Source organism: Bradyrhizobium jicamae, assembly GCF_018130695.1.
In the GTDB taxonomy this organism is placed as follows: Bacteria; Pseudomonadota; Alphaproteobacteria; order Rhizobiales; family Xanthobacteraceae; genus Bradyrhizobium; species Bradyrhizobium jicamae_B.
The window spans coordinates 15,562-41,333 of the sequence record NZ_JAFCJX010000032.1; the positions used below are offsets into that span (position 1 = coordinate 15,562).

The following is a 25,772-nucleotide window of genomic DNA, read 5'->3' on the forward strand; positions in this document are numbered from 1 at the left end:
AGGGAGTCCGACAGATGTGCGTCCATAACGGAGTGGTCAGATGACATCCCTCAAAGGCAAGACGCTGTTCATCTCGGGTGCGAGCCGCGGCATTGGGCTGGCGATCGCACTGCGGGCGGCGCGTGATGGCGCCAATGTCGCGATCGCGGCGAAGACCACCGAGCCGCATCCGCGGCTGAAGGGCACGATCTATACGGCGGCCGACGACGTCCGCGCGGCCGGCGGCAAGGCGCTGCCTGTGGTCTGCGATATCAGGGACGAGGCGCAGGTGATGTCCGCAATCGAGCAGACCGTCGCCGAATTCGGCGGCATCGATATCTGCGTCAACAATGCCAGCGCGATCAGCCTGACGAATTCGCAGGCCACCGACATGAAGCGCTACGATCTGATGATGGGCATCAACACCCGCGGCACCTTCATGGTGTCGAAATATTGCATCCCGCATCTGAGGAAGGCGGAGAACCCGCACATCCTGATGCTGTCGCCGCCGCTCGACATGAAGACCAAGTGGTTCGAGCACTCGACGGCGTACACGATGGCGAAGTACGGCATGAGCATGTGCGTGCTCGGCCTTGCCGGCGAGCTGAAATCCGCAGGCATCGCGGTCAATGCGCTGTGGCCGCGCACCACGATCGCGACCGCCGCGGTCGGCAATCTCCTCGGCGGCGGCGCCATGATGCGCGCCAGCCGTACGCCGGAGATCATGGGCGATGCGGCGCACGCGATCTTCACGAGACCGTCGCGCGAATTCACCGGACATTTCTGCATCGACGACAAGGTGCTCTATGCCAGCGGCGTGCGCGACTTCGAGCCGTATCGGGTCGACCGCTCGGTGCCGCTGATGTCTGATTTCTTCGTTCCCGATGACGACGTGCCGCCGCCGGGCGTCACCGTGCAGCCCCTCCCTTCGGTTGGCAGCGCGCAGACGTCGCATTAAGGCGTTTTCGAGCGAAGTGGAGGCCAGTTCGCGTGAAGAAAACGCGTCAAAACAAGAATCTAGAATCCCATTCCGATTTAGTCGGAATGGGATTCTAGAACGCCGCGCAATCCGGGAGGGGGATAAGCGTGGGCTGGAAGACGTGGACGGCGATCACCGTGGCCGGGCTGATTGCGGTGCCGACGTCGGCCGCAGTCTATTTCCGCGCCGATCGCGCGATCCGGGTCGCGACCGGCGTGGTCGCGCACAACGTCTGTTCCAAGACGTTTGTCTCCGGCTTCGATCCGCAGACCGTGTTTGCCGAGATGATCGAGCGCGACGGCCTGCGCCGGCTCCGCCATGTCCTCAGCTATCACATCGACCGTGCATCCTGGACTGTCGATGCATCCGCGCTGGGATTTGCGAGCCGCGCCATCTTTCATGAAGGCGTCGGCTGCGTGCTGCTGAACGGAACGGAGCCGCCCTATCTGCTGAAGGTCGATCTGCAGGCGCTGAAGACGCCGAAGGCGCCGCCGCTGTTGCCTGAGATCGCGGGGCCCGAGCTCGTCATCCCCGCCGATCCCGCGCTGAAGGCCGCGCTCGATCATGCCTTTGATGAGCCGGCTGCGCCGCCGTTCCGGCGCACCAAGGCAGTCGTCGTCGTGCACGACGGCAAGGTGATCGCCGAGCGTTACGCCGAGGGCGTCGGCGTCGACACACAGCTGCTCGGCTTCTCCATGACCAAATCGGTCGTCAACGCGCTGATCGGCGTGATGACGCAGCAAGGCCTGACCTCGCCGTCGCTTCCGGCGCCGATCCCGGAATGGAAGGGCGCCACCGATCCACGGCGCGAGATCGAGGTGGGGCATCTCCTGAAGATGACCTCCGGCCTTGCGCTCGACGAGACCAACACCGGCTTCGATCCCGCGAGCCAGATGATCTACCTGCACCGCGACACGTCGTCGTTTGCCGTCAACGCACCCAGCATCGCGCCACCCGGCAAGCGCTGGCACTATTCCAGCCCGACGACACAGATCCTGGCGCGGATCATCCGCGACGCGACCGGCGGCCCCGAGAAGTCGCTCGCCTATGCCTGGCGCGAGCTGTTCCATCCGCTCGGCATGCGCAATGTCACGCTCGAATTCGACGGGGCCGGCACGCTGCTCGGCTCGACCTACATGCTCGCCAGCGCGCGCGACTGGGCCAGGTTCGGCTTGCTGTTCCTCAACGACGGCGTGGTCGGGGGCAAGCGCATGCTGCACGAGGACTGGGTCGACTACTCTGCTGCAGCGACGCTCGACACCGATTACGGCGCGGGCTTCTGGACCAATCGCAGCGAGCATCCGAACGCCAGGGGCCGTGTGCGCGCGGGTATGCCCCGCGATTCCTATTTCGCGTCCGGCGATCTCGGCCAGCGCATCCGTGATCATGCCGACGCAGCGGCTTGTCATCGTCCGCCTCGGCGACAGCGTCGATCCGAGCGGAGATATCCGCGGCCTTACACGGCTGGTGAAAGAAGTGATCGCAGCGGTGCAGCCTTGAGCTACGCAGCTTGCGCGCCCAACGTCGCGCGCCAATGCGCGAGGCGCTCCTTCAGGATCGCGTCGCGCACGTAAGGCAATTCCTCTTCCTTCAGCTTCTCGACCGCCTCGAGGCTGAGACTGGCCTCGCCATGTGTGGTCCAGGCGCGTTGCAGCTCGGCGTTCTTATGGTCGCCCATCCGCAGCGAGAACCAGATGCGGTTCTGGATCTTGTCGAGATCGTAAGTCTGGCCGACCCAGACCTCGCCGGTCCGCGCGCAGCGGATGGCGAAGATGCCGGCGATGCTCGGGCGCTTCTTATAGTCGGCAATGGCGAGCTTTCGGGCCTCGGCCTTCATGGCAATTCCCTCAGTGGCGAACTGGGGATTTTATACCCGGATAATATTGACAACGCAATATCGTCCGGGTATAACTATTGGATGCCTTGGTCGAAATCCGAGCCGATATCGGGCGTCCTACCTTCCGATCTGGTACGGGCCGCCCTTCTCCAGCGCCCGGGCGTAGGCCGGGCGTGCGTGGATGCGCTCGAGGAACGCCATGCACTTGGGATGTCCGTCCTCCAGCCCGCCCCGCGCGGATGCGGCTTCGAGCGGGAAGCTCATCTGGATGTCGGCGCCCGAGAACTCGTTGCCGGCGAACCATTCGCTCTTGCCGAGTTCGCCCTCCCAATAGGCCATGTGCTGCTTGAGCTGCGGATTGACCAGCGTGGTCAGCGCCGTGTTCGACACCTTCCGCACCAGCGGCCGCAGCAGTGCCGGCGCGCGCTTCGGCATCAGCGTGAACAGCAGCTTCAGCAGCAGCGGCGACATCGCCGAGCCCTCGGCATAATGCAGCCAATAGGTGAAGCGCAGCCGCTCAGGGGTATCAGGCGCGGGGATCAGCCGGCCGTTGCCGTAAGTGGCGATGATGTAGTCGATGATCGCGCCGGACTCGGCGACCGTATTGCCATTGTCGGTAATCACGGGCGATTTGCCGAGCGGATGGATCGCACGCAACTCCTTCGGCGCGCGCATGTCCGGCTGGCGCTGATAGCGCACGATCTCATAGGGCACGCCGAGCTCTTCGAGCAGCCACAGCACGCGCTGCGAGCGTGAGTTGTTGAGATGATGAACCGTCAGCATAGGCGTCCCCCGGAATACTCAAGATCAAACATTGGTTGGTGCCAGCCCTGCGCGACAAAGTCGAGATGAGCATAAGGCGCACCCCCGTGACACGCTCGATTTACCCGGGCAATATGAGAGCCGTCTGGAGACAACAACGATGACTGCAGCCTATGTCGCCTTCGAGGGCGAGCGCCGCATCGCCGCCGGCGATCTCGGCGAGATCGCGCGCGCGGCCAAGGCGCTGCTCGACAAGCGCAAGGACGCCGCGATCCTGATCTTCGACGGCAACACCTCCGGTGTCATCGACATCGATTTCCGTGGCTCGATCGACGAAGTGCTGACCCGGCTGCCGAAGCCGGATGTGCCGGCGACGGAGACCGCCGCGGAACCCGTGGCCATACCGCGCGGACCCGGCCGTCCCAAGCTCGGCGTGGTCGCACGCGAGGTCACGCTGCTGCCGCGGCACTGGGATTGGCTGGCGCAGCAGAAGGGCGGTGCTTCCGTTGCGATTCGCCGGCTGGTCGACGAAGCCCGCCGCGTCAGCGAGGACAAGGATCGGATCCGCCACGCCCAGGAGGCGGCCTACCGCTTCATGTCGGCCATGGCCGGCAACCGGCCGCATTTCGAGGAGGCGATCCGCGCGCTGTTTGCGCCCGACAGAGCCCGGTTCGAGAAGTTGATCGCGGAATGGCCGGCAGACATTCGCGACCATACCGCTGAACTCGCAGGCCGCGCGTTCCGCGGCGAGGTCACGACCGGTTGATCCGGCAGGAATCAGCGGCTAGGGTCACTTGAAATGATAGGGATCATATAAGAGCTATCCAGTCAGGGAGACCGCCGTGAGCCAAAGCCCAGAATTCCTGTTCGATTTCGGCAGCCCGAACGCCTTCCTGAGCCACGAGGCGATCCCGGCAATCGAGCAGCGCACCGGCGTGAAATTCACCTATGTGCCGATCCTGCTCGGCGGCATCTTCAAGGCCACCAACAACAGATCGCCGGCCGAGACGCTCGCCGGCATCAAGAACAAGCCGGAGTTCCAGAAGATCGAGACCGAGCGCTTCGTCAAGCGCTTCAAGGTGAAGCCCTACACCTGGAATCCGTTCTTCCCGGTTAACACGCTGAACCTGATGCGCGCAGCCGTCGCGGCCCAGCTCGAAGGCGTGTTCGAAAAATACGTCGAAGCCGCTTTCCACCACATGTGGGTCGAGCCGAAGAAGATGGACGATCCTGAGATCGCCGGCAAAGCCCTCGCCGCCTCCGGCCTCGACGCGGCAAAACTGCTCGCGCGGGCGCAGGATGCGGACGTGAAGGCCAGGCTGATCGAGAACACGCAGTCCGCCGTCGCGCGCGGCGCGTTCGGCTCGCCGACCTTCTTCGTTGGAAGCGAGATTTTCTTCGGCAAGGAGCAGCTGCGCGAAGTCGAGGAAATGGTGTCGGGGAAATGACCATGCAAAGACGAAACGCCACCTGCGCCGTGGTCGGCGCCGGCGACTACATCGGGGCCGAGATCGCCAAGAAATTCGCCGCCGAGGGTTTCACCGTGTTCGCCGGCCGCCGCAACGGCGAGAAGCTGGAGCCGCTGGTGAAGGAGGTCGAGGCCGCGGGAGGTGCGATCTTCGGCCGCTCGCTCGATGCGCGCAAAGAAGAGGAGGTGATCTCCTTCCTCAACGACGCCGACAAGCATGCGCCGCTCGAGGTTTGCATCTTCAATGTCGGCGCCAACGTCAATTTCCCGATTCTTGAGACGACCGATCGCGTGTTCCGGAAGGTCTGGGAGATGGCCTGCTGGGGCGGCTTCCTCACCGGGCGCGAGGCGGCGCGGCTGATGGTGCCGCGCGGCGGCGGCCACATCTTCTTCACCGGCGCCACCGCATCGCTGCGCGGCGGCAGCGGCTTTGCGGCCTTTGCCAGCGCCAAGTTCGGCCTGCGCGGCGTGGCGCAGGCGATGGCGCGCGAGTTGGGTCCGAAGAACATCCATGTCGCGCATCTCATCATCGATTCCGGGGTCGACACCGCCTGGGTGCGCGAACGCCGCGAGCAGATGTGGGGCAAGGAGGCGCTCGACAATCCGGATCTGCTGATGCCGCCGGCGTCCGTCGCGGACGCCTATTGGCAGCTCTACCGGCAGCCGAAGAGCGCCTGGACGTTCGAGATGGAGATTCGCCCGTTCGGAGAGAAATGGTGAGTCGGCGAATAGCGAGTCGAGAGTAGCGAATGGCGCGCTGACGTCCTACTATTCGCTACTCCCTATTCGCCAGTCGCGATCCGAAACAACAACAAAAGGAATGAAACTATGCGCGTTCTCGTGGTCGGCGCCGGTGCGATCGGCGGTTACTTCGGCGGCCGGATGCTGCAGGCCGGACGCGACGTCACCTTCCTGGTCCGCCCGAAACGCGCCTCCGAGCTCGCCTCCGCCGGCCTCGTGATCAAGAGCCCGAACGGCGATGTCACGCTGAAGAACCCGCCGACGGTGCAGGCGGACAAGATCGCCGACAAGTTCGATGTCGTGCTGCTGAGCTGCAAGGCCTTCGATCTGGAGGATGCGATCAAGTCCTTCGCGCCCGCCGTCGGCGACAAGACCGCGATCATCCCCGTGCTCAACGGCATGCTGCATTTGGGCGTGCTCGATCAGAAGTTCGGCGCGCCGCGCGTGCTCGGCGGGCTCTGCGCGATCGCCGCGACATTGAACGAGGCGCGCGAGGTGGTGCAGCTCGCGCCGATGCAGTCGCTGAATTTCGGCGAGCGCGCCGGCGGCATGTCGGACCGCGTGCGTGCGATCGCGGACACCTTCTCCGTGATCAATGGCGCCGCCGCCAGCGAGCACATCATGCAGGACATGTGGGAGAAGTGGGTGTTTTTGGCCTCGCTCGCCGCATCGACCTCGCTGATGCGCACCTCGGTCGGCAACATCCTCGCCGCGCTCGGCGGACGCGATTTCCTGCTCGGCATCCTCGACGAATGCAGCGCGATCGCGGCCGATGCCGGCCACAAGCCGGGCGGCCCGTTCTTCGAGCGCGCGCGCGGCATGCTGACCGCCGAGGGATCGCCGATGACCGCGTCGATGTTCCGCGATATCAAGGCGGGCGCCCCGGTGGAGGCCGATCACGTGATCGGCGATTTGATCGTGCGCGCCGATGCGGCGAAAATCCCGGTGCCCAAGCTGCGCACGGCGTACACGCATCTCAAGGCGTATGAGAAGCAGCGAGCATAGATATTTCTCCGCGTCGTCCCGGCGAAGGCCGGGACCCATACGCCGCAGCAGATGTTGCGAACGGGACTCGTCGTTCCAGCGCGGCAAACGCAATCGACATTTGTGGTTATGGGTCCCGGCCTTCGCCGGGACGACACATTTGTGTGGCTACAAATGCGCCAGGTAATGCGCGAGCGCGGTGATCTCCTCCTCGCTCAACGGATAGGCCACGTCGGCCATCACCGCCTGTGCGCCGCCAGAGCGCACGCCGGATTTGTAATCATGCAGCGCCTTGACCAGATATTCCTCGCGCTGCCCGGCGAGCCGCGCCACCGCCTTGGTGCCGACATACGTGTCGGTGTGGCATGAGGCACAGCGGCGGCCGGCGGCGGCCTGCTTGCCCTTGGCGGACAGATCCGGATCGTCGTCCTTCGGCCCCTTGGGCGGCGTCAGCGAGGCAAAGTAGGCGCCGAGATTGCGGATGTCCTCATTGTTGAGCTGCTCGACGATCGGTTGCATCTGCTCGTTCTTGCGCGCGCCGGCCCGGAAGAACACCAGCTGCCACTGCACGAATTGATCGAGCTGGCCCGCCAGCGAGGGGATGTTCTCCATCTGCGAGATGCCGTTCTCGCCATGGCAGCCGACGCACATCTCGGCCTTCTCCTTGCCGGCGGCGATATCGGCAGCGCGGGTCGGCGCCACCGCAAGCACGAGGGCACCGCCGAGCAGGGCACGCGAACCAAATTGTCTGAGCATGGGAAAAGCGCTTTCGCGAGGATTTTTCTTGCGGCCCGCGCCGCGCGCAGCCCGAGCGATAATTCCGATTGACGCGTGTGAGCTCCAGGCCCGGTGCGAGCGCGCGCCTGCAAAAACATGAGGCTGCGGCCGCCTCATCGGCCACCGCAGCCTCACATTCGTTCTCAGCCGCTACTTCTTGCTGTAGCTGATGCGATAGATCGCACCGGCCCAGTCGTCGGCGACGAGGATCGAGCCATCCTTGTCGAGCAGGATGTCGTTCGGACGGCCGAGATAGCCCTGGTCGCCCTCGATCCAGCCGGAGGCGAAGATCTCCTGCTTGGCATTCTTGCCATCGGGTCCGGCGGTGATGCGCACGATGCGGCCACCCTGGTACTTATGCCGGTTCCAGGAGCCGTGCTCGGCAATCAGGATGCTGTTCTTGTACTCGGCCGGGAATTGGTTGCCGGTATAGAACTTCATGCCGAGCGGAGCCACGTGAGCGCCGAGATTGAACACCGGCGGGGTGAACTCCGAGCACTTGTGGCCCATTGCGAACTTGTCGTCGGGCAGATTGCCCTGATGACAGTAGGGATAGCCGAAATGCTCGCCGATCTTCGAGATCATGTTGAGCTTGTCGCTCGGCAGATCGTCGCTGATCCAGTCGCGGGCGTTCTCGGTGAACCAGTACTTGCCGGTGCGGGGATCGATGTCGCCGCCGACCGAGTTGCGCACGCCGAGCGCCCAGATTTCCGCGTTGCCGGTCTTGGGATCGACTCTGCGGATCTGCGAGACGCTGGTCGGGGGAATGCCGACGTTGAAGGGCGGGCCGAACGGCAGATAGAACCAGCCGTCCTTGTCGACCGTGATGTATTTCCAACCATGCGCCGCGTAGGACGGCATGTCGTCATACACCACCTTGCCTTGGCCGAGATTGTCGAGATTGGCTTCGGCGTTGTCGTACTTGATCAGCTTGTCGACCGCGATGACGTAGAGCGCACCGTCCTTGAAGGTCAGGCCGGTCGGCATGTTGAGGCCCTTGAGGATGGTCTTGACCTCTTTCTTGCCGTTGTTGTCCTTGATCGCATAGACGTTGCCGAGACCGAAGGAGCCGACGAACAGCGTGCCCTTGTCACCCCATGCCATCTGGCGCGCGGCGAGCACGTTGGAGGCATAGACCTCGATCTTGAATCCCGGCGGCAGCTTGATCTTCTTCATCATCGCCGCAAGTTCGGCATCGGAGGCACCGGTCGGCGGTCCCGACGGCGGCGCCAATCCCTTCTGCGCCTCGGTCTCGTCGCCGAGGAACCAGTCGTCCGGCGGATGGGTCCAGAATTCCTTCGTGCCGGATTCATATTTCTTCAGCGGACGGTTCTTGTCCGCCTGTTGCGCACTGGCAAAGGTGGTCCCCGCCAGCAGCGCGATCGCCGCGAACGCAAGTATGGATCGATTGGCAAGCACTGATCGATTGAACATCGATTTCATCGCGTCACTCCCCTATGCAAGCCGTTGCAGCTTGCGCCGTTGTTTATTGTTCACGCCCTTGATGAAGACGAATTTTGGCGGTCTGTAAGGTGGGTCAGACGGCAAAATGGTAGCACATGATTTGCGGGAGAGAAGCGCGGGCAACATGCTGCGCCGTAGTCAAAACAAGTTGAAGAGAAAAATTCAGACGCAATGGAAAGTGCGTGCCGCGCTGCAACGCAATAATCAGATGAAGCCAACGGTTTCCGTATTCCGCACTGCTCGCGATCATGGTTGGAGCATTGGTTGCGCATTTTTGTAACAGGAGGGACTGGCGCAATCGGCTCGGCCGTCGTGCGGGAGCTGATCGCGCGCGGCCACGAGGTCATCGGCCTGGCGCGGTCGGAGGGAGCCGCATCTCGCATTGCCGCATGCGGCGCAATTCCGATGATGGGCGACATCGCTTTGCCCGAGCTTTGGGCGACCCGGCTGCCGGCGATCGACGCCGTCATCCATACCGCCTGCGACTTTGCATCCGACATGGGCGCGATCGAGCGCCACTTGCTCGACGTGCTGCTACCAGCGCTTGCAGCACAACCAAACAAGGTGCGCTTGATCACGACGGGCGGCTGCTGGCTGTTCGGTGCAACCGATGACACCGTGGTCACCGAAGCAACGCCATTCGACCCGCTCCCGGCATTCGCATGGATGGTGCCGCAGCTGCAGCGCGTGCTGGCGTCGCAGTCCGTGCACGGCATCGTCATCCACCCCGCGATGGTCTACGAGCCGGCCGGCGGCGTCTTCCGCCGCTTTCTGCACGACGCGAAGGAAGGCCGCGCGATCCGCATCGTTGGCCGCGAGCAGATCCGCTGGCCGCTGGTGCACAGCGAAGACCTGGCCGCGCTCTACGCTCTGGCGCTCGAGCACGCACCGGCAGGGTCAAGCTATATCGGCGCCGCGATCGAGAGTTACCCGGTCGGCCAAATCGCCAGTGCATTCGCAAAACGATTTGGCGGACCACAAACGCCGGAGATCGTCTCGACGGACACGATCGCCACCGAACTTGGCGAATGGGCGCGAGGTTACGGTCGCGATCAACACTTGAGCGGGGCAAAGGCGCGGAGTGAGCTGGGCTGGCGCCCGAGTCATCTCGATCCGGAGCCCGAGATCGCCAACTTGCCCTGAAAAGCAAAAAGCCCGCACGAACGGGCGGGCCTTCATCATCCTGTCAGCTCGGTCGGCGAGACATCTGGAGCGGGCGAAGGGGCTCGAACCCTCGACCCCGACCTTGGCAAGGTCGTGCTCTACCACTGAGCTACACCCGCATCCGAGATGGCGGCGATCGCTCGCCGGCAACGGCAGACCTATGCCAAAAGCCATCAGCGAATGCAACACAAGAGCGCGGTCCGGGACCGGCGAAATCGCCCGAATTGCTTAAAAATGATCCCGGAATCGGCCCGAAACGGGGGCGCCGCAATAAATCTTTGCCTGCCAGCCCCGGAACCGGCCTCGGCTCGCCATCGCCTCATGGCGATTCGAGCCGGGCCCTCGAACCGGGCGTCCAGGTCCGGCCGAGCTGGCGCCGTCAGCCCAAGACCCCACAGGATGGCTCGCCCGATTCTCCCATGGGAACGTACCTGTCGGCCAACGATTGAAATTTACCGGCGGACCGCCATTTAGCCCCAATGGACGGCTGAACCGGCCGATCGGAGCGTGCTAGAACGCCTCCAGATTTTTCCGACCTCTCACGCGCAAGACCAGGCGAGGACATCGTGACGATAATGGAGCAAGGCGGCGCGGCGACGCCGCCGGCAGCGGCCGACCTGATCAAGGAGACGACCACGCAGACGTTCGTGAAGGACGTCATCGAGGAATCGAAGCGTCAGCCGGTCATGATCGACTTCTGGGCGCCGTGGTGCGGGCCCTGCCGTCAGCTGACGCCGGTCCTCGAAAAGGCCGTCCGCAACGCCAAGGGCAAGGTCAAGCTCGTCAAGATGAACATCGACGAGCATCCGCAGATTCCGGGCCAGATGGGCATCCAGTCGATCCCGGCCGTGATCGCCTTCGTCGGCGGCCAGCCGGCCGACGGCTTCATGGGCGCGGTGCCGGAGAGCCAGGTCAACGCCTTCATCGAGAAGATCACCAAGGGCGTCACCGCGCCCGGCGAACCGAACATCGCCGAGATTTTGCAGGAAGCCGAAGCCGTGCTCGCCGAAGGCGACGCCGCCGGTGCCGCGCAGATCTATGCCGAGGTGCTGGCGTTCGACGCCACCAACATCGCAGCGCTTGCCGGGCTTGCCAAATGCTACGTCACCTCGGGCGCGATCGAGCAGGCCAAGCAGACGCTCGGCATGGTGCCGGAATCCAAGCGCAACGATGCCGCAGTGAAGGCGGTGCAGGCCGCGATCGATCTCGCCGAGCAGGCGCAATCGGTCGGCCCGATCGTCGAGCTGGAACAGAAAGTCGCCGCAAACCCGCTCGATCATCAGGCGAGATTCGATCTCGCCACCGCGCTGAACGCGATGGGCAAGCGCGTCGAGGCGACCGAGCAGCTGCTCGCCATCGTCAAGCGCGACCGCAAGTGGAACGACGACGGCGCGCGCAAACAGCTGGTGCAGTTCTTCGAAGCGTGGGGCGGCACCGATGAAGCAACCGTCGAGGGACGCAAGCGGTTGTCGACGATCCTGTTCTCGTAAAGCGCGAAAACATCGCGCTTCGGTTTCATTTTTGAGCATGATCTTGTCGGAAAACCGCGACACACTTTTCCGGATCATGCTCATGTAACAGCACCGGGGCCGCCAATGCCGATCAATGCCGAATATCGCGGACCCGGCGAGCTTCCCGAGATCATTCCGGTGTTTCCGCTGCCCGGCGCGCTGCTGCTGCCGCGCGGCCAGATGCCGCTCAACATCTTCGAGCCGCGCTATCTGGCGATGGTCGATGATTCCCTGCGCGACGGTCATCGCCTGATCGGGATGATCCAGCCCGACGTGACGCATTCGCATAATGAGGCGAAGCCGATGCTGTTCAAGGTCGGCTGCGTCGGCCGCATCACCCAGCTCGCCGAATCCGGCGACGGCCGCTACATCCTCGAGCTGACCGGCGTGGCGCGCTTCAAGGTGGTCGAGGAGTTGGCGGTGCAGACCGCCTATCGCCAGTGCAAGGTCGACTTCTTCTCCTTTGTCGACGACTTCACCGCGCGCAAGGGCGAGGACGCCGTCGATCGCGAGGCGCTGCTCGCGGTACTGACCGACTTCCTCAAGGCCAACAATCTCAAGGTCGACTGGGAAGGCATCGAGGCCGCGCCGAACGAGGCGCTGGTCAATGCGCTGGCGATGATGTCGCCCTATGGCCCGGCGGAGAAGCAGGCCATGCTGGAAGCGCCCGACCTGAAGACCCGTGCCGAAATCCTGATCGCGGTCACCGAGATGGACCTCGCCAAGAAGCGCACCAGCGGCGACCCGCCATTGCAGTGAGTTGGCCGCTTCCGTGGTCAGTGGCCGTTGCCGGCCACCGCGAGGCTGGTCAGTCGCCGTCTTGCCGTCATCCGGATTTCCTTCCTGATCATTTGCGCGACCTTCGCGGCCGTCACCGGATGGCTGAAATGAAAGCCCTGCGCTTCGAGGCAGGCCTCGGCGGAGAGGACATCGAGCTGGTCCTGGGTTTCGACGCCCTCGGCGGTCGTCGCCTTGCCAAGGCTGACGGCGAATCGGACCACCGCGCGGGCAAACCGGCGTGCCTCCTCCGCCGTGGCCGACAATTCGTGGACGAAGCTGCGGTCGATCTTGACCTTGTCGAACGGAAACTTCTGCAGGAAGCTCAGCGACGAGTAGCCGGTGCCGAAATCGTCGAGGGCGATCCGCACCCCGAGCTCATGGAGCCGGCCGAGCGCCGCAAACACCGCCGCGCTGTCGTGGATGATGGCCGTCTCGGTCACTTCGAGCTCGAGCCGGTGCGGCGCAATTCCGGCACCCGCCAGCGCGCTCACGACGACCGGAACCAGCTCCTGGCTCCTGAACTGGGCGGGCGACAAATTGACCGCGATCCTGAAATCGTCGGGCCATTTCGCCGCCTCCATGCAGGCGGTCCGCAGCACCCATTCGCCGAGCGGCGCGATCAGGCCGGTCTCCTCCGCGAGCGGGATGAATTTCGCCGGCGGCACCATGCCGCGCTGCGGATGATGCCAGCGCAATAGCGCCTCGAAGCCGCAGATCTCGCCGCTCGCGACATTGACGAACGGCTGATAGTGCAGCTCGAATTCGCCGTTGACCAGCGCGCTGCGCATGTCGCGCTCGAGGTTGCGCCGTGCGTGCAACAGCTGATCGAGCTCCGGCTCGAAGAAGCGGAACGAGCCGCGTCCGCCGCTTTTGGCCGCGTACAGCGCCAGATCCGCGCTGCGCAGGATCTCGTCCGAATCGGCGCCGTCGCGCGGCGCGATCGCAATGCCGATGCTGGTGGCCGTGATCACCTGGTGGTGGCCGAGATCGACCGGTTCGGACAGCGCCCTGATGATCCTGCCAGCGAGGATGCCCGCTTCCGCGGCGGCATCGGTGACGTAGTCGATCACGGCGAATTCGTCGCCGCCGAACCGCGCGACCAGCGTCGTCTCGCTGACGCAGCGGCGCAACCGTGCGGCGACCGCCTGCAACAGCGCATCGCCAGCGGGATGTCCGAGCGTGTCGTTGATCTCCTTGAAGCGATCCAGGTCGAGCATCAGCACCGCGAGGCTCGGCCCGCCGCGGCGCGTGATCGCGAGCGCGTGCTCCATGCGCTCCCGGAGCAGCATGCGGTTCGGCAGGTCGGTCAGCGCGTCGTGCTGCGCCATGTGGGTGATCTTGGCCTCGGAGCGCTGCTGCTCGGTGACGTCGAGATGCGTCGCCACCCAGCCGCCGCCCGCCATCGGCTGTCGCGTGACGCGGATCAGCCTGCCATCCGACAATTCGTCGATCCGGCTCGATATCTCGGTGGTCGACAGCGCGTTCAGGGTCGCGAGCCGCTGTGCCGCGGCACTCTCGCTGGTGTCGCCCTTGAAGATGCCGCTCGCGATCCGGTGCGTGATGATGTCGCGGTGCGACGCGCCCGCCTGCACCAGTTCGGGCGGCAGCCGGTACATCTCGGCGTACCGATCGTTGCAAACCACGAGCCGCTTCTGCGCATCGAACATGCACAGGCCTTCGCCCATGTGGTTGATCGCCGTATCCAGCCAGAACTTCTGCTCCTGCAACTCCCGTTGGGATGCTTCGACCTGGCCGCGGGCGAGGGAAAGCTGGCTGATGATCTCCTCGAACCTGCTGGTGCGAAGCGCAAGGCGGCGATCCGCCAAGACACCGACCAGGCTCATCCCGAGCACGGTCAGCGCCACGCCGGCGATCGCCACGGCAAGGAAGGCCGGCGAGAGCGACAGGACGTCAGGTGCGCTCGTCGGATCGGGAACGAGCTCCACCGCGCCCATCGCCGTGAAGTGATGCGACACGATCGCGAGCGTCAGCAGCAGCGCTGCGGCCAGCGTCATCCAGCGGTCCTGGTGACGGACCGCGATCGCGAGCGCCGCGTAGCCGAACAGCATTCCGAGCACGATGGAGGCCGTCACGAGGTCGATCGACCAGACCACATGGCCCGGGACCTGGAGCGCCCACATGCCGAGATAGTGCATGCTGGCAATGCCGGCGCCGATGATCGCGCCACCGACAGGCGCGCGCCATCGGCCGGGATCGTTGGCGGCAAAGCCGAAGCCGACCGACGTCAGGACCATCGCCGCAGCAAGCGAGAGAGCGGTGAGCGCGATGCCATATCCGGTGGGAATGCCGGGCTCGTAGGCGAGCATGGCGATGAAATGCGTCGCCCAGATTCCGTAACCGATCGCAGCACCCGCGATCGCAATCCAGATCAGACGCGTCCTGGCTTGCACCGCCATCGCGCGATGGAAGATGTTGACCGCGGCAATGCTTGCGACGAAGCAAACCAGGCCGGCCAGCAGCACGAGCCGCCAATCATGCGCTCCGGTCAGGCAGGTAAATACGCGGAACATGTCGTCGGCCCTTCATTGAACGCCTCGACGAATAGTCCGATTGAACTTTCTTCGCGTTAAGTTTTCACAACTTTTGGTCGCACAGTTATCTGCGTGTAAGTCGATTCCGTTGTCGAAATTGATGACGCCATAAACTGCACTGCGATTCGACGACGCGCGCTTGAGTGAAGGCAGTATGTTTACGGAGGCAGATTGACGCAGACATTTACCGAAGCTGAACTTCGGTAATTTCGCACCACTGCGCGGCGTCAGCGATTGCGGATGTGCTTGCGTCCGGTGAACATCGCGCGCACCAGATTTTCGCGCTGAAGGATGCCCATCGCGATGGCGCCGACGACGTGCAGCACGACCAGGATGATGGCCGCGTCGGATGAATAGGTATGGGTATCCTCCACCCACCAGACACCGAAGAACGTCACGGTGACTTGCATTGCACCTGTCACCGCCGAGATCGCGAGAGATACGAGCAGCGCCACCAGCATCGCGGTACCGGCGGGGTTGAGCCCGATGTAGCGGCCGGTGATGCCGCGCCGGAGATTCCAGAGATAGTGTGGCGCGGCGCGCAGCCGGACCCACAGCATCCGGAATCGCGAATAGCGCGATCCCCAAAAACCCCAGATCACGCGAAACACCAGCAGGCCGATCACGGTGTAGCCCGCGATCCGGTGCACGCGGTCATAGACGGTGGGAGTGAACCAGGCGACCAGGACGCAGAACGCAAGCGACCAGTGCCAGAGCCGCAGCGGCAGGTCCCAGACCTGCACGATCCGCGCAACGGTTTTTTGCGCGGGACGTCCCGAAGGCGTCCCGCGCGGCTCTGGCACGGCCTCTTCCATTGAGGCTCGGATCACTCTTCAGCTCGGATCACTTTTCGGCTCGGATCACTTGTCAGATCACTTGGCGATCGTGTGCTTCAGGCTGAGATCTTCCGGGCTGTAGAACAGCTCGTAGAGCTTGCCTTCCTTGACGCCATAGACCTCATAGCACGATCCCTCGATCTTGGATCGGCGCACCTCATAGCCCAGCGCCTTGGCCTTGGCTTCAGCCTCGCTGGCGGGCTTCCAGGATGCCTTGTCGAGCTTGGTGCAATTCTTGAAGCCGTCAGCCATGGCGGCCGAGCTGATGCACACACCGATCGACAACGCCAACACAGCAGTACGAATAACCTTCACGATGATCTCCTCCGTATCGCACGCGCAAGATACCGCGCGAAGCGAAACCGAGGGACGCGATGCAGTCGATGAAGTCAACACGGCGGAGCGACCGACATTTTTAGATTCGTTCTGAACTATTTTAGATTCGTTCTAGCTGGCGAAAAAATGCCAGCAGTGTCCGAGCGAAATTTGGATTCGGCGGCGTGCTGCGGCCTTAAGTCTCAGTCGTGATCAGGACGCTTCGCCGTCGTCACGGCATCGGCTCAGCCAATCCATCCAGGATCGCCCGCCGCGTACGCCTTGGCTTACGACAAAGCCCATGCCGCGCGCCGATTTCTCCGATAGCGGCAACGGCAGGATTGCCCGCCGCAGCCCACGCGCGGCCTGATATTCGCGCGCGAGCATCACGAAGCTGAGATCTTCGGGACCGCCGATCTCGGCGCGGTCGCCGGCGTTGCCATCGAATGCGCAGGCCGCGAGATAGCCGGCAACATCGGTCGTGTCGACCGGATTGAATGACGCCTTCGGCACCGGCCAAACCGGCAACCAGGACAGGCGGGCCAGAAAATTCTCGAGCAGATAGTAGAACGGCATCGCGCGGACGATTGACCAGCGGAGCGGCGACTGGCGCACCAGCTGCTCGCCCGCGAGCTTGACGCGGGCGTAGGGCAGCGTGGCGTCGTCGAGCCCGACGATCGACACGTGCAGGAAGTGCTGGACGCCGGCGTCGTGCGCAGCCGCAAGCAGCCGTGCGGTGCCATCGACGTCCACCGCGGGCGGTGACCTGAAGAAGTCGATCGGCCGGAAACCGCCGCGCCTGGCGATCGGCGAGTGGGTCGCCGCATTGATCACGATGCTGACGCCGTCCATCGCCGCATGCACGCCTGCACCTGTTGCGAGATCGCCGACCGCCCATTCGACGTCGGCGCGCGGCTGTGGCGTTCGGGCCAACACGCGAACCTTGTGGCCGGCCTGGACGAGGCGATCGACGAGATCACGGCCGAGATGGCCGGTGCCCCCGGTGACGAGAACAGCTGACATGTTCGAACTCCCGTGATGGGCCGGTCAGGCGCCGATCGGGACCAGCACGGTCTCGCCGGTCGCCACCAACACCGCCTCGCCCTGCTCGTTCTCCGCAAACAGCTCGGCGCGCGCGAACGCCTGCTTTCGGCCGGCGCGCAGCGTGGTGCCCTTCGCGACGAAGCTGCGGCCGACAGCGGGCCGCAGGCAGTTCATCGAGAAGTGCGACGCGGTCACCGAGCCGGCCAGCGTCGCGGCCGCAAACCCGCAGGCGGTGTCGAGCAGGGCCGCGATCATCCCGGCATGCAGATGCCCTGCATATTGGGTGAAGTCATCGCGCCACTGCATGCGCAGCTCGGATGCGCCATCGGCTGCCGCGACGACTTCGAAACCGGCGAGCCGATTGAAGCCGGCCGAAGCGTTCGCTGCGTTGAGATCGTGGTGCGTCAGTCCGCTTTGTGTGGTCATGCGAAACTCCATTGCGGCGCGCGGCGTTCGAGATTGGCACGGACAGCCTCGATATGGTTGGGCGTACCGAGCAGCGCCTTCTGCGCGTCCGTCTCTGCCGCGAGGCCCGTTGCGGCGTCGCATTCGGCCGCGAGATTGAGCAGCCGCTTTGCGGCACGGATGGCATCGGGGCTGCGGTCCGCAATTGCGCGCGCCGTTTGTCTCGCTGCATCGTGGGGATTGTCCACGATCCGGGTCGCAAACCCGTAGGCCAGCGCTTCCTCGGCCGGGAAGATGCGCGCGGTGTAGGTCAACTCGCGCACGATGTCCTCGCGTGCGAGATGGCGCATCAGCTGCGTGCCGGCCATGTCGGGCACCAGGCCCCACTTGGCTTCGATGATCGCGCACCGCGTGCCCGGCGCGAGGTATCGGAGATCGGCGCCAAGCATCAGCTGAAAGCCGCCGCCGAATGCGATGCCGTGCACGGCGGCGATGACAGGCACCGGCAGCTCGCGCCACAGCCAGACCAGATGCTGCGCCCAGTTGGCGATGCCGTGCGTGCGCCGGCCGAGGTCGGCGAAGGGCAGGATCGACTGGCCTTCAGTCGTGGCAACCAGACGCTCCATGTCGAGGCCCGCGCAAAACGCGTCGCCTTCGCCGGACAGGATGACGACGCGAATGCTACGATCGTCGCGCAGGCGTGCGCCAGCCTCCGAGATCGCGACGAACATCGCGGGATCGAGTGCGTTCAGCTTGTCGGGCCGGTTCAGTTGGACATCGGCAATTCCGTTGGCGACGGTCAGGCGGATACGATCGTCCATCGTCCTCTCCTAGTATCCGGCGATGGCGAGCGCGACACGGCGGTCATGCCGATCCAGCCAGCGTGGAGACCGCGGACGGCGAGCAGGTTGGCGATGGCCGCGAAGCCGAACACGACGCCGAACGTCGCAACGATCCAGTGTCGCGCGATGTCGGACGACATCCAGGGGGCCGCGATCAGCAGCAGCCCGCCGGCGATCCAGGCGATGGTACCGGCCTGCCAAACCAGGCGAAGCAACAGGCGAAGTCGCGGCGGCTCGACGGTCGCGCGGGCGAATACTTTGGTCTCGCCGAGCACGCCATGGATCAGGCTGATGATGATGGCGATGACGCCGGCGCCTTGCAGCAGAAGATCACGCATCGAAGTGTCTCCATACAGTACTGTATGGTTATGACTCCGGTGGCTGGCGCCTGTCAATACACAAGTGTATGGTGGAACAGGGCGGAGGGAACCATGGCCGATCAGCTTTCGGCGCAGGACTGGATCGATCAGGGCGTGAAGACACTCGCGAAAAGCGGCTTCACGGCGCTGAAGGCCGAGCCGCTGGCGAAGGCGATAGGTGTCTCGCGCGGCAGCTTCTACTGGCACTTTGCCGATATCGGCGCCTTCCACGCCGCGATCCTCAAGCAATGGCGCGAGGTCGCAGCCGAGCAGATCATCGCCCGCGTCGAGGCGGCGAGGGGCGAAGACCGGCTGGCCGAGCTCTTGCGCGTCACTTTCGGCGCAAAATTGTCGCTGGAGAAGGCCGTGCGGAGCTGGGCCGCTCATGACACGACCGCGCGCGCGGCATTGCAGGCCATCGACCGCCGCCGGCTCGATTATATCGAGGGCCTGTTGCGGCAAGCCGGCGTTGCGGCCAACATCGCCGGCGTCCGTGCGCAGATCCTCTATTGGGCGTTTCTCGGCCAGGCCTTGTCCGACCAGGCGCTGTCACCGGAGAAGCAGCAGGCCGTGCTCGACGAATTGCTGGCGATGGCGACAAAGCCATCGTCATGACTTCCGGCGCTTGAATGTGCTAGAGAACGGCCAGCCGGAGACACCAATGAATTCGACGCCCGATCACCTCGAAATCACCACCGACCCGAAGCTGCTGGAGATCCTGGTCTGCCCGATCACCAAGGGCCCGCTGGAATTCGACGCCGCGAAGCAGGAGCTGATTTCGCGCTCCGCCAAGCTCGCCTACCCGATCCGCGACGGCATCCCGATCATGCTGCCGGAAGAAGCGCGGAAGATCGATTGATTGTTATCGTCGTCCTGGCGAAAGCCAGGAGGTGGATTCACATTCGAAGTGCAACAGTTGAGCAGCAAAGACCTCCGCCGGGGTCTTGAAGTCAAGGCATTTGCGTGGGGTGTTGTTGTAGGCGGCCATGGACTGGCGAAAGCGGCGGGTCGGGAGCTTTTCGAGGTCGGTGTTGCGTGGAATGAAGCGGCGCGTGCCGCATCGTAGCGTTCGCCGCTGACCATCAACCTCCAGGCGATGCGCGCGACCTTGTTGGCGAGCGCCACGGCGACGAGCTTTGGCGGCTTTCGCGCCATCAGATCGCGTAGCCAGGGCGAGGGGCGAGCCTTGCCTTTGTTGACCTGCTGGATCACCGCGGTGGCGCCGAGCACAAGGGTGCGGCGCAGGGTTTCGTCGCCAGCACGGGTAATGACACCGAACCGCATCTTGCCGGCGGTGGAATGATCCTTCGGGGTCAACCCCATCCAGGCGGCGAAGTCGCGGCCACAGCGGAAGGCCTGCGGATCGGCCACCTTGATCGCCAGCAGACAGCCGCCGATCGGGCCGATGGCATCAATCTCGGCAAGGCGACGGCTCATCTCGCTCTCGCGATGCCAAGCCTTCAGCTTCGTCTCGATCTCGCGCAACTCAAGCTTCAGCCGGTCGTATTCCTGGCCGTGCATGATGAACAGGTCCTTGGCAAGCTTGGGCACTGTTGCGTCTTTGGCAATCCGCGCCAGCAGTGGCTCGACATGGGCGGGCCCTTTGGCGGCTGTCAGACCGAACTCGGCCGCGTGGCCGCGAATGGTGTTGATGAGCTGGGTACGGTAGTCGATCAGCCGTTGGCGCATCGCCATCAGCATCTGCGCCGCTTGTTCCTCCGCACTCTTGATCCGCACGAAGCTCATGCGTGGCCTGCTCATGGCCTCACAGACCGCATCGGCATCCTGCCGGTCATTCTTGTTGCGTCGGACATACGGCTTCACATGCTGCGCCGGCAGCAGCTTCGGCTCGTGCCCCAGCCTCATCAGTTCGCGCCCCCAGTGGTGCGAACCACCGCAGGCTTCCAAGCCGACCTTGGTCGGCGGCAACTGCTCGAAAAACTTCAGAAAATCCCGCCGCCGCAGCTTCTTGCGCAGCACCGGCTGCTCGGCTGCATCCACACCATGCAGTTGGAAAACACTCTTGGACGTGTCGATGCCAACTCTGATAATCTCACTCATGGACGGCTCCCTTGTCTGAGATCTTACCGACCTCATTCTGGCACACTGATGCCGTCGGGGGCCGTCCACCCCAACATAACCACCGTGCTCTGTTTTGCGACGGCTGGGGCCCCATCAGGCTCCAGCCTTTTGCATTTGGGGTAATGGGTCCTGGCTTTCGCCAGGACGACGGAATCAATCCCGCCCAAACTGGTGCTTCAACTCCACCTTCGCCCGCTCCAGGCGCGTGCGCTGCGTCTTCGGCAGGGTTTTGCCTGCTCGGTTGATATAGAATGTCAGCATCGACAGCGCCGAGCGGTAGGCGCCGCTCTTGCGTCGCGCGCTGTGCTCGGCGGATCGCTTCAGGGACGCTGCGATCTTCTTCGCGCTGGTCTGCTTGAATACACCTTGCTTGAGATCGAGCGCGTCGCTCTCCCTGGTCACGCGCTGTGACCAGCGCTTCGATGACGTTTTCCGCGTGCCGGTTGTCCGGCGCGCCGTGCTTCGCGTCTTCGCGGACTTCTTCGCCGTCTTGCGCGTTGCATGCTTGCCTGCGGCCATGGTCAGCTCCATCGATTTTCCGTCGAAAACCGCTCGCTTCACGCTCTGTTCCTATCCCGCACTGCAGGAACCGCAGCGCGCCCCCGGCGTTATCTCGGCGTGGCGGGCATCCCGTTTGCCGCAATCCTGGGAGCGAGAACCTTGGAACGTTCTGTTCCGGGGCTTTTCCCATTGGTTCGAATAGATGACCTCTCTGCAACCACAGCGCAGCCCTGCGACCGAGAGCGACGCCATTGCGCTTGCGCAGGATAACGACCGCATCATCGAGACCTCGATCCCGCTCAGGCTCGACAACCTCACCTGGAGCGGCTTTCACACCCGCGTGGTGCTGGCGCTCGGCATTACCTGGATCCTTGACGGGCTCGAGGTGACGCTCGCCGGCGCGCTGTCGGGCGCGCTGAAGGAGAGCCCGACGATGAAGTTCTCCAACTTCGACGTCGGCCTTGCCAACAGCGCCTATCTCGCCGGTGCCGTGCTCGGCGCGCTTGGCTTCGGCTGGCTGACCGACCGGATCGGGCGCAAGAAATTGTTCTTCATCACGCTCGCCGTCTATCTCTCCGCGACGGCTGCGACCGCGCTGTCGTGGAATGTCGCGAGCTACGCGCTGTTTCGTTTCCTCACCGGTGCCGGCATCGGCGGCGAATATACCGCGATCAATTCGACCATCCAGGAGCTGGTGCCGGCGCGCTATCGCGGCTGGACCGATCTCGTGATCAACGGCAGCTTCTGGATCGGTGCCGCGATCGGCGCAGTCAGCGCCATCGTGCTGCTCGATCCTGCGGTGCTCGCGCCCGACCATGGCTGGCGCCTCGCCTATTTCACCGGCGCCGTGCTCGGCCTCGTCGTGCTGTTCATGCGGATGTGGATTCCCGAGAGCCCGCGCTGGCTGATGATCCACGGCCATCCCGATCAGGCGCACAAGATCGTCGACGACATCGAGACATCCGTGCTCGGCCATGCGCAGGCGAGCGACGATTTTGACAAGATCAAGCTCAGGATGCGCAGCCACACGCCGCTGCGCGAGGTCGCCTCGACGCTGTTCTCGGCCTATCGGCAGCGCTCGCTGGTCGGGCTCGTGCTGATGGTGGCGCAGGCGTTCTTCTACAATGCGATCTTCTTCACCTTCGCGCTGATCCTGACCGACTTCTTCGGCATCCCCGCCAATGATGTCGGCTGGTACATCCTGCCGTTCGCCGCCGGCAATTTCCTCGGGCCGCTGCTGCTCGGCCGCCTGTTCGACACGCTCGGCCGCCGCACCATGATCGCGGTGACCTACGGCGTGTCCGGCGTGCTGCTCGCTGCGTCCGGCTATCTCTTCTCGATCGGCGTGCTCTCTGCGCAGAGCCAGACGATCGCCTGGATGGTGATCTTCTTCTTTGCCTCGCCCGCCGCGAGCGCCGCGTATCTGACCGTCAGCGAGACCTTTCCGCTGGAGGTGCGCGCGCTCGCGATTGCCCTGTTCTATGCGATCGGAACCGGCATCGGCGGCGTGATCGGTCCGGCGCTGTTCGGCGCGCTGATCGATACCGGATCGCGCAACTCGGTTTTCGCCGGCTACCTCTTGGGGTCGGCGCTCATGATGGTCGCGGCTGTTGTTGCCTGGCGCTACGCCGTGGCGGCAGAGCGAAAATCGCTCGAAACTGTCGCACGACCGCTGGCATGTGTGGAGTAAGATGAGATGAAACAGAGCGTGGCCAAATTGCCCATGGATGACGAAATCCCCGATGATGGTCAGACGCCGGACGCCGTACCGGTGCCGGCCTCGCTGGTGCCGCACCTGAGCCAGACCGCTGTGCTGCTCGACATCGACGGCACGCTGCTCGATCTGGCGCCGACGCCGCGCGAGGTCTGGGTGCCGCCGGGGCTGGCGAAGACGCTGAAGCGGCTGCATGAGCGGACCAATGGCGCGCTGGCGCTGGTCAGCGGGCGTTCCTTGAATGACATCGATCTGATTTTCGCGCCCGACGTGTTTCCCGCGGTCGGCGGTCACGGCGCCGAGATGCGGCTCGATGTTGCTGCGGAGGCCGAGGCGGTCGCTGCGCATGCGCCGCCGATGGACAAGGAGTTGAAACGGCGCCTCGCCGCGATCGCAAAGCTCAGCCCGGGCATTCTGCTCGAGGACAAGGGCTACTCGCTGGCGCTGCACTATCGGCTGGCGCCGCATGCGGAGAAGGCGATCTATGAGGCGGTGTCGCTGATCCGCGCCGACCTGCCGAATGCGCCGATCGAGGTGCTGCCGGGCAAGAGCGTCTGCGAGATCAAGCATTCCGGTTTCACCAAAGCGAGCGGCGTGCGCGAACTGATGACGCATGCGCCGTTCAGGGGACGCCGTCCGTTCTTCATCGGTGATGACGTCACGGATGAAACCGTGTTTGCGATCATGCCCGATCTCAACGGTCTTTCTTTCTCTGTTGGTCGCCGCGCCACCGGTGTTGCCGGACATTTCGATGCGCCGAGTGATGTGCGCGAGTTCCTTGCGCATCTGCTCGATGACGAAAGGGTCGTAGCATTGCCATAATCGACTCACGCGTTTCCTCGCGCGATTTTCGATTGCGGTTCTTTTGCGTCGTCTTGCGCACCTCGCGTGGAATTATCTTTTCGCGAGTTCCCGTGAGTTCCTGACGCATTCGCCAGAATTTGGTTTCAATTGGGAGATTCCTTGGTCGAGTGCCGCCGATTTGAAGTTCCTCAGAGTCTGCAGCGGGCACTGTAGGAACTTCAAATCGATCAGCGGCACTCGAGATTCTAGTTTGCGAGCGCCCCTTTCCTTCCGAAGCTCGCGCAAGTGCCTGCCGCAAGGGTGGCGCGAGCTTCGGAATGGGGCGCTCGGAACCATCTTGATGAATGGTTGTTAATACGCGAGTGAAACAGGAGGGGACCTGGTGAACCTCGTCGTCGTATCGAACAGAGTCTCGCGCGGAAAACCAAATGAACCGATGACCGGCGGACTCGCGGCGGCATTGCTGCCCGTTGTCGAAAAATCCGGAGCGATCTGGGTGGGCTCCAGTGGTCGCGTCCGTGATGGAAATACAAGGGAGCCGTTCGCCGAAGTCGAGGCGCTCGGCGCCGGCGCGCTGGCGATGCTCGATCTGCCGGCCGCGCATTACGGCGGCTATTACGAAGGCTTTGCCAATTCGGCGCTGTGGCCGGCGCTGCATTCGCGCGCCGATCTGATCCGCGCCTCGCAGGAAGATTACGTCAGCTATCGCGAAGTCAACGCCTTCATGGCGCGCGCGTTGCTGCGTTTCCGCAAGCCGGACTCGATTTTCTGGATCCAGGATTATCACTTCCTCGCGCTCGGCGCGGAGATGCGCGATCTCGGCGTCAGCCAGCCGATCGGCTTCTTCCTGCACACGCCGTGGCCGGCGCGCGCCGTGATAAGCGGCGTGCCGAATCATCGCGAACTGATCGAGGCGATGCTGGCCTATGACCTGATCGGCTTCCAGACCGAGGAAGACTGCGAGAACTTCCTTGGCTACGTGCAGGCCGATCTCGATCTCGTCGTGCATGACGGCGTGATCTCCTCGTCGTCGGGCCAGACCCGCGCGGCGGTGTTCCCGATCGGGATCGATCCCGACAAATTCGCCCAGCAGGCCACCAAGGCGATGACGCATCCCGACGTGTCGCGGCTTCGCCGCAGCCTGAATGGCGAGAAGCTTGCGATCGGCGTCGACCGGCTCGATTATTCCAAGGGCCTGGTCAACCGCATCAAGGCGTTCGACCGGATGTGGACGCTGTATCCGCAGCAGAAGCGCACGACGTCGCTGCTGCAGATCGCAACGCCCTCGCGCGGCGCGATCGAGGCCTACGGCAATCTGCAGAGCGAGGTCGCCAAGCTCGTCACCGACGTCAACGGCATTCACGGCGAGGTCGACTGGACGCCAATTCGCTACCTCAACAAGGGCTTTGGCCAGGCGGTGCTCGCCGGGCTCTATCGCACCGCGCAGGTCGGCGTGGTGACGCCGCTGCAGGACGGCATGAACCTGGTCGCCAAGGAATATGTCGCCGCCCAAAACCCTGACAATCCCGGCGTGCTGGTGCTGTCGAAATTCGCCGGCGCCGCCAACGAGCTCGATGCGGCGCTGCTGGTCAATCCGCACGACATCGACGGCATGGCGCGCAGCATCGCCACCGCGCTGTCGATGCCGCTGACCGAGCGGCGCATGCGCTGGGAAGCGATGATGGCCAAGCTCAACACCAGTACCATCCAGCAATGGTTCGCCAGTTTCATCGAGGCGCTGCAGGACACGCAGGTGGCGGGCACGGTGGCGCACGAACCACCGACGCTGTGGCCGCGACGGGCGACGGATCTGGCGGCGAGATATCATTGAGGCGAGGGCGTTGCGTAGGGTGGGCAAAGGCGCGCTTGCGC

The 25,772-nt window shown here is 64.0% G+C and carries 25 protein-coding genes, 1 tRNA gene and 2 pseudogenes; 14 read left to right on the top strand and 14 right to left on the bottom strand.

What is annotated here, in order from left to right; genetic code table 11:
* Positions 1-40 precede the first annotated feature (40 nt).
* Positions 41-937 carry an SDR family oxidoreductase gene (locus tag JQ604_RS33805; RefSeq protein ID WP_212365057.1) on the top strand — a complete coding sequence of 299 codons (897 nt, stop codon included), beginning with the start codon at positions 41-43 and terminating at the stop codon, positions 935-937.
* A 128-nt stretch (positions 938-1,065) separates the two neighbouring features.
* Positions 1,066-2,532, top strand: coding sequence for a serine hydrolase domain-containing protein (locus tag JQ604_RS33810; RefSeq protein WP_349631177.1), 1,467 nt, complete (start codon positions 1,066-1,068; stop codon positions 2,530-2,532).
* Here JQ604_RS33810 and JQ604_RS33815 read toward each other — a convergent pair.
* Positions 2,460-2,795 carry a GIY-YIG nuclease family protein gene (locus JQ604_RS33815; RefSeq protein WP_212365058.1) on the bottom strand — a complete coding sequence of 112 codons (336 nt, stop codon included), beginning with the start codon at positions 2,793-2,795 and terminating at the stop codon, positions 2,460-2,462. The two genes, JQ604_RS33810 and JQ604_RS33815, sit on opposite strands and share 73 nt — an antisense overlap.
* 117 nt (positions 2,796-2,912) lie before the next feature.
* A complete protein-coding gene (locus JQ604_RS33820) occupies positions 2,913-3,578 on the bottom strand; it encodes a glutathione S-transferase family protein (protein ID WP_212365059.1) in 666 nt (221 codons plus the stop codon).
* Between the two features lie 139 nt (positions 3,579-3,717).
* Here JQ604_RS33820 and JQ604_RS33825 point away from each other — a divergent pair, with 139 nt between their 5' ends.
* The 4 genes from JQ604_RS33825 (at position 3,718) to panE (ending at position 6,771) form a co-directional block, all read left to right on the top strand.
* Positions 3,718-4,323, top strand: a complete 606-nt coding sequence (locus tag JQ604_RS33825) for a DUF2239 family protein (protein ID WP_212365060.1) — start codon at positions 3,718-3,720, stop codon at positions 4,321-4,323.
* Between the two features lie 76 nt (positions 4,324-4,399).
* Positions 4,400-5,005, top strand: a complete 606-nt coding sequence (locus tag JQ604_RS33830) for a 2-hydroxychromene-2-carboxylate isomerase (RefSeq protein WP_212365061.1) — start codon at positions 4,400-4,402, stop codon at positions 5,003-5,005.
* A gap of 2 nt (positions 5,006-5,007) precedes the next feature.
* Positions 5,008-5,745 (top strand): SDR family oxidoreductase, encoded by a 738-nt coding sequence (locus tag JQ604_RS33835; protein WP_212365062.1) that lies wholly within the window; start codon positions 5,008-5,010, stop codon positions 5,743-5,745.
* A 108-nt stretch (positions 5,746-5,853) separates the two neighbouring features.
* The gene (gene panE / locus JQ604_RS33840) at positions 5,854-6,771 is read left to right on the top strand and encodes a 2-dehydropantoate 2-reductase (RefSeq protein ID WP_212365063.1); all 918 of its coding nucleotides are present in this window, start codon (positions 5,854-5,856) and stop codon (positions 6,769-6,771) included.
* A 147-nt stretch (positions 6,772-6,918) separates the two neighbouring features.
* On the opposite strand, the gene JQ604_RS33845 is transcribed toward panE, so the two are convergent.
* Both JQ604_RS33845 and JQ604_RS33850 read right to left on the bottom strand, forming a co-directional pair.
* Positions 6,919-7,506 (bottom strand): c-type cytochrome, encoded by a 588-nt coding sequence (locus JQ604_RS33845; RefSeq protein ID WP_212365064.1) that lies wholly within the window; start codon positions 7,504-7,506, stop codon positions 6,919-6,921.
* Between the two features lie 171 nt (positions 7,507-7,677).
* Positions 7,678-8,970: a PQQ-dependent sugar dehydrogenase gene (locus tag JQ604_RS33850; RefSeq protein WP_212365065.1), complete on the bottom strand. Its 1,293-nt coding sequence runs from the start codon at positions 8,968-8,970 to the stop codon at positions 7,678-7,680.
* A 285-nt stretch (positions 8,971-9,255) separates the two neighbouring features.
* On the opposite strand from JQ604_RS33850, the gene JQ604_RS33855 reads away from it, so the two are divergent.
* Positions 9,256-10,134 (top strand): NAD-dependent epimerase/dehydratase family protein, encoded by an 879-nt coding sequence (locus JQ604_RS33855; protein WP_212365066.1) that lies wholly within the window; start codon positions 9,256-9,258, stop codon positions 10,132-10,134.
* A 65-nt stretch (positions 10,135-10,199) separates the two neighbouring features.
* On the opposite strand, the gene JQ604_RS33860 is transcribed toward JQ604_RS33855, so the two are convergent.
* Positions 10,200-10,274, bottom strand: a tRNA-Gly gene (locus tag JQ604_RS33860).
* Between the two features lie 447 nt (positions 10,275-10,721).
* Here JQ604_RS33860 and trxA point away from each other — a divergent pair.
* Both trxA and JQ604_RS33870 read left to right on the top strand, forming a co-directional pair.
* Positions 10,722-11,645, top strand: a complete 924-nt coding sequence (trxA, locus tag JQ604_RS33865) for a thioredoxin (protein ID WP_212365067.1) — start codon at positions 10,722-10,724, stop codon at positions 11,643-11,645.
* Between the two features lie 105 nt (positions 11,646-11,750).
* On the top strand, positions 11,751-12,425 hold the full coding sequence (locus JQ604_RS33870) for an LON peptidase substrate-binding domain-containing protein (protein WP_212365068.1): 675 nt from the start codon (positions 11,751-11,753) through the stop codon (positions 12,423-12,425).
* A gap of 17 nt (positions 12,426-12,442) precedes the next feature.
* On the opposite strand, the gene JQ604_RS33875 is transcribed toward JQ604_RS33870, so the two are convergent.
* The 7 genes and pseudogenes from JQ604_RS33875 to JQ604_RS33905 form a co-directional block, all read right to left on the bottom strand.
* Complete coding sequence (locus tag JQ604_RS33875) at positions 12,443-14,977, bottom strand: bifunctional diguanylate cyclase/phosphodiesterase (protein WP_212365069.1); 2,535 nt, start codon at positions 14,975-14,977, stop codon at positions 12,443-12,445.
* 248 nt (positions 14,978-15,225) lie between these two features.
* Entirely contained in the window at positions 15,226-15,813 is a 588-nt protein-coding gene (locus tag JQ604_RS33880; RefSeq protein ID WP_212365125.1) for a cytochrome b/b6 domain-containing protein, read from the bottom strand.
* Between the two features lie 57 nt (positions 15,814-15,870).
* The gene (locus tag JQ604_RS33885) at positions 15,871-16,149 is read right to left on the bottom strand and encodes a PepSY domain-containing protein (protein ID WP_212365070.1); all 279 of its coding nucleotides are present in this window, start codon (positions 16,147-16,149) and stop codon (positions 15,871-15,873) included.
* 213 nt (positions 16,150-16,362) lie between these two features.
* Positions 16,363-17,172: an SDR family oxidoreductase gene (locus JQ604_RS33890; protein ID WP_212365071.1), complete on the bottom strand. Its 810-nt coding sequence runs from the start codon at positions 17,170-17,172 to the stop codon at positions 16,363-16,365.
* Between the two features lie 24 nt (positions 17,173-17,196).
* On the bottom strand, positions 17,197-17,619 hold the full coding sequence (locus JQ604_RS33895) for a PaaI family thioesterase (protein ID WP_212365072.1): 423 nt from the start codon (positions 17,617-17,619) through the stop codon (positions 17,197-17,199).
* Positions 17,616-18,419 (bottom strand): crotonase/enoyl-CoA hydratase family protein, encoded by an 804-nt coding sequence (locus tag JQ604_RS33900; protein WP_212365073.1) that lies wholly within the window; start codon positions 18,417-18,419, stop codon positions 17,616-17,618. The genes JQ604_RS33895 and JQ604_RS33900 overlap by 4 nt, the downstream gene beginning before the upstream one ends.
* Positions 18,420-18,428: 9 nt before the next feature.
* A pseudogene (locus tag JQ604_RS33905) lies at positions 18,429-18,778 on the bottom strand (hypothetical protein).
* Positions 18,779-18,871: 93 nt separating this feature from the next.
* Between JQ604_RS33905 and JQ604_RS33910 the strand changes: the two are divergent.
* On the top strand, positions 18,872-19,414 hold the full coding sequence (locus tag JQ604_RS33910; RefSeq protein WP_212365074.1) for a TetR/AcrR family transcriptional regulator: 543 nt from the start codon (positions 18,872-18,874) through the stop codon (positions 19,412-19,414).
* A gap of 46 nt (positions 19,415-19,460) precedes the next feature.
* Complete coding sequence (locus JQ604_RS33915) at positions 19,461-19,658, top strand: Trm112 family protein (protein WP_212365075.1); 198 nt, start codon at positions 19,461-19,463, stop codon at positions 19,656-19,658.
* 194 nt (positions 19,659-19,852) lie between these two features.
* Here the strand turns inward: JQ604_RS33915 and JQ604_RS33920 are convergent.
* Positions 19,853-20,860 (bottom strand): annotated as a pseudogene (locus JQ604_RS33920) (IS110 family transposase); the annotation flags it as partial.
* A 174-nt stretch (positions 20,861-21,034) separates the two neighbouring features.
* The gene (locus tag JQ604_RS33925) at positions 21,035-21,400 is read right to left on the bottom strand and encodes a DUF3175 domain-containing protein (RefSeq protein WP_212365076.1); all 366 of its coding nucleotides are present in this window, start codon (positions 21,398-21,400) and stop codon (positions 21,035-21,037) included.
* A 184-nt stretch (positions 21,401-21,584) separates the two neighbouring features.
* Between JQ604_RS33925 and JQ604_RS33930 the strand changes: the two genes are divergently transcribed.
* From JQ604_RS33930 to JQ604_RS33940, 3 genes are all read left to right on the top strand, one after another.
* On the top strand, positions 21,585-23,072 hold the full coding sequence (locus tag JQ604_RS33930) for an MFS transporter (RefSeq protein ID WP_249159071.1): 1,488 nt from the start codon (positions 21,585-21,587) through the stop codon (positions 23,070-23,072).
* A 6-nt stretch (positions 23,073-23,078) separates the two neighbouring features.
* Positions 23,079-23,918 carry a trehalose-phosphatase gene (otsB, locus tag JQ604_RS33935; protein ID WP_212365077.1) on the top strand — a complete coding sequence of 280 codons (840 nt, stop codon included), beginning with the start codon at positions 23,079-23,081 and terminating at the stop codon, positions 23,916-23,918.
* A gap of 364 nt (positions 23,919-24,282) precedes the next feature.
* On the top strand, positions 24,283-25,731 hold the full coding sequence (locus JQ604_RS33940) for a trehalose-6-phosphate synthase (RefSeq protein ID WP_212365078.1): 1,449 nt from the start codon (positions 24,283-24,285) through the stop codon (positions 25,729-25,731).
* Positions 25,732-25,772: the final 41 nt, after the last annotated feature.